The following is a 3,438-nucleotide window of genomic DNA, read 5'->3' on the forward strand; positions in this document are numbered from 1 at the left end:
GGGGTAGGTTACCCACGTGTTACTCACCCGTCCGCCGCTAAGACACCTTGGATTGCTCCTTGGCATCTCCGCTCGACTTGCATGTGTTAGGCACGCCGCCAGCGTTCGTCCTGAGCCAGGATCAAACTCTTATGTTTAAATCCTTAGCTTCCTCTAAAATTACTGCTGGTCGCTTCGCCACTGTTCAGTTTTCAAAGGTCAATCAGCGTTTCTTATCTTATCACGCTTTTTACTCTTTGTCAATATCTTTTTTTCTTTTTTCTCGCCGCCCTCGCGACGACATGTTATATATTATCATGCAGTATCATGTCGAACATAAATAAAATCTGCCATAAATTAAATTTATATTTATTTTCCTCGTTATTTTTCGTTATATCTTCTATTTTCATATATAGATACACTCGGTAATGTTGACGAAATTGTAATATTGACATCTTTCTTTTTTTAATGCATACTATAATTGCTGGAATATCACGAAGATATTCTAGCATAAGTATTTTATGTAAAGTTTTCTATTATCTGCTATTTTAGCTAACAAGCCCACGAAGGGTTTAAACCTTCGTGGGCTTTATTTTATATTATAAAGGAGGGTTTTGTTTTGAAGGAAACAAAAAATTTAGTTAGAGGGGCTTTTTTCCTTGCACTAGGTCTTTTAGTCCCATACGTTTTTCACCTTTTTAAATTAGCCGGACCTGTTTTTCTTCCTATGCATATCCCTGTATTGCTGGCAGGATTTATTTTAGGTTCTAAATATGGCCTTATGATAGGATTCATATGTCCACTATTAAATTCAGTCCTCACCGGAATGCCACCACTCTTTCCAGTTGCCTTAGGAATGGCCTTTGAACTTGCAACCTATGGTTTTATATCCGGATATTTATATAAGGACAAAAAGGCCAATGTTTTTGTATCATTGGTATCTGCAATGATTGCAGGAAGATTTATATTGGCTATTGCAAACATCATCCTTTTAAACTTAGCAGGTAAAAAATTCGTCCTAAGTGCCTTTTTAACCTCTTCCTTTGTCACAGGATTATGGGGTATAATAATACAGTTAATTCTTATTCCAATTATAATAGCAATCTACGAAAAAAGGATGAATTGATATGGATATTAAAAGGTTTTTTGATAATATCGCCCACAAATGGGATGAGATTTCAAAGCATGATGAGTTAAAACTAAGAAAAATAATCGAGCTTTCCAATGTAATCCCCAATTCAAACATATTAGATGTAGGAAGCGGAACTGGAATTTTAATTAAATATCTTCTTAAAACAAACCCAAATAAAATTACCGCCATCGATATCTCGGAGAAAATGATAGAAAAGGCAAAGGAAAAATATAATGATATAAGAATTAATTTTATAGCAAAAGATATATTTGAGTTTTCAGAGGATAGATATGATTATGTATTTCTGTATTCCGTATATCCCCATATAGAAGACAAAGACAAACTTTTTAAACATATACTATCCCTATTAAACCCCGGAGGAAAAATAATCATAGCCCACTCTGAGAGCAAAGAAAAAATAAACCAAATTCACAAAACAATTGATAGTTTTAAACATCTCCTTTTACCACCTGTTGAGGAAACGGAAAAATTAATGCAAAAGTATTTCAATATATGCATTAAAATTGATGATGATAGCATGTATTACATTTCTGGCCAAAAGCCTGCAAAGGAATGATCCTCTGCAGGCTTTATTCAAAAGTTCCATAGGTTAAGATCTTCTTGTCCTTCATCATTATTCTGCCCTTTGCAATTACAGTATCGATATTATATTCTTCATCAATTAGAACCATATCAGCATCATAACCTTCCTTTATATACCCTTTACTGCTAAGCTTTAAAATCTTTGCAGGGTTTACCGTAATTGCCTTTATAGCCTTTTCTAAAGGCACCCCATCAAAAACTGCATCCCTAACCTCTTTAAATAAAGTTGTTACTCTTCCAACCTGTAATCCCACAAGCTCTCTCTTTTCATTGAATTTGGGTAGGCTTCCCTGCCCATCTGAAGTTAATGTTACGTTATCCTCCAAATCATCTTCTATGCATTTTTTCAGAGCCTTACTTGCTTTTACTTCACCTTCTTCATAAAATACCGGATCAGAGCTTGTTGTAAAATCTATAAATCCACCCATCTTTGCAAATTCAATTCCTTGTCTAAAAAGATAAGGATTCCTATTTACATGGGTAGGATAAAACTGAGTTATAGGGATTTCAGTGGTGTCTACTATTTCCATCAGCATATCAAGGCCTTCTTCACCATCACCCATATGGATATTAACAACTCCAGCCTTTCCAGATAATATCCCCGAAACCCTTGCGTCGGCAACTAATCTTTTTATTTCTTCAATTGTTGGCTGTGAAGATCTATGATCAGACAGTGCAATTTCTCCAACACCAACAACTTTATCTATAAGTATTAAATCCTTCATTATGCTACCTGTAAAAGTTACAGGCGGCACCCTATACGAACCGGTATAAATAAACGTCGTTATTCCTTCTTCCTCTAAAGACTTTGCCTTTGCATAAAGGTTTTCAAGGCTTCTTGTTATCCCATCTGTCCCTAAAGTTCCTACAATAGTTGTAATTCCACCCTTTATAACATCAGATAAAACTATTTCAGGGGTCCTTGTTTTAAAACCTCCTTCCCCTCCACCACCTGTTATATGGACATGGCTATCTATAAAACCTGGTAGAAGCCTTTTACCTTTTCCATCTATAATTTCAACTTCAACTCCCAAAATGTCAACCTCATCGTCTATTTTCCCTATCTTATCTCCCACTATTAGAACATCCTTTATTCCTAAATATTTAGGCGAATAAACTTCGATTCCTTTTATAAGTTTTAACAAGATGCTCACCTCTTTTGATGTAAAATTAAGGGGCATAGGCCCCTTTAAATTAATTAAATCCTATAAAATGTGCCACAAGGACAAATATAGTGCCTAATGCAAACAAGAATAGCTGCATCTTTATTTGCCATTTTGCCCATCTTCCCCAATCTACTCTTGCAACTCCTAAAACGCCCATGAGACAAGCTGATGTTGGAACTATAATGTTTGTCAAGCCATCTCCAAGCTGGAAGGCTAAAACAGCAACCTGTCTTGTTACCCCAACAAGGTCTGAAAGTGGCGCCATAATAGGCATTGTAATAGATGCCTGGCCTGAACCTGAAACTACAAAGAAAGTGAACTACCCCCACTTATAGAAGTGGTGGCTTCGTGGTCAAGGTAACTTCTGTTACCAGATTACCCACGCTCAAAGGGCTGTTCCTTCCCCATATATACCAATCACATGGCTAATTTTAGCAAATTCTTGCTTGCATTTATATCTCTATCATGAACTGCACCACACTTTGGACATTTCCATTCTCTCAATGCTAAATTCTTTACATCAGGATTTTTATATCCACATTCACTACATGTTTGACT

At 36.0% G+C, this 3,438-nt stretch carries 4 protein-coding genes, 1 rRNA gene and 1 pseudogene; 2 read left to right on the forward strand and 4 right to left on the reverse strand.

Features of this window, described 5'->3' with window-relative positions; genetic code table 11:
- A 16S ribosomal RNA gene (locus tag Q3V94_RS04600) occupies window positions 1–137 on the reverse strand; the annotation flags it as partial.
- 461 nt (window positions 138–598) lie between these two features.
- Between Q3V94_RS04600 and Q3V94_RS04605 the strand changes: the two genes are divergently transcribed.
- Window positions 599–1,105: an ECF transporter S component gene (locus tag Q3V94_RS04605; RefSeq protein ID WP_303525569.1), complete on the forward strand. Its 507-nt coding sequence runs from the start codon at window positions 599–601 to the stop codon at window positions 1,103–1,105.
- 1 nt (window position 1,106) lies between these two features.
- Complete coding sequence (locus tag Q3V94_RS04610) at window positions 1,107–1,688, forward strand: class I SAM-dependent methyltransferase (RefSeq protein ID WP_303525570.1); 582 nt, start codon at window positions 1,107–1,109, stop codon at window positions 1,686–1,688.
- A gap of 13 nt (window positions 1,689–1,701) precedes the next feature.
- On the opposite strand, the gene iadA is transcribed toward Q3V94_RS04610, so the two are convergent.
- The 3 genes and pseudogenes from iadA to Q3V94_RS04625 form a co-directional block, all read right to left on the reverse strand.
- Window positions 1,702–2,859 (reverse strand): beta-aspartyl-peptidase, encoded by a 1,158-nt coding sequence (iadA, locus tag Q3V94_RS04615; protein ID WP_303525572.1) that lies wholly within the window; start codon window positions 2,857–2,859, stop codon window positions 1,702–1,704.
- A 49-nt stretch (window positions 2,860–2,908) separates the two neighbouring features.
- A pseudogene (locus tag Q3V94_RS04620) lies at window positions 2,909–3,184 on the reverse strand (hypothetical protein); the annotation flags it as partial.
- 113 nt (window positions 3,185–3,297) lie between these two features.
- On the reverse strand, window positions 3,298–3,438 hold a 141-nt coding region (locus Q3V94_RS04625; RefSeq protein WP_303525574.1), incomplete at its 5' end, for a zinc ribbon domain-containing protein.

Origin of the sequence: Caloramator sp. CAR-1 (genome assembly GCF_030546345.1) — a bacterium.
GTDB lineage: Bacteria > Bacillota > Clostridia > Clostridiales > Caloramatoraceae > Caloramator > Caloramator australicus.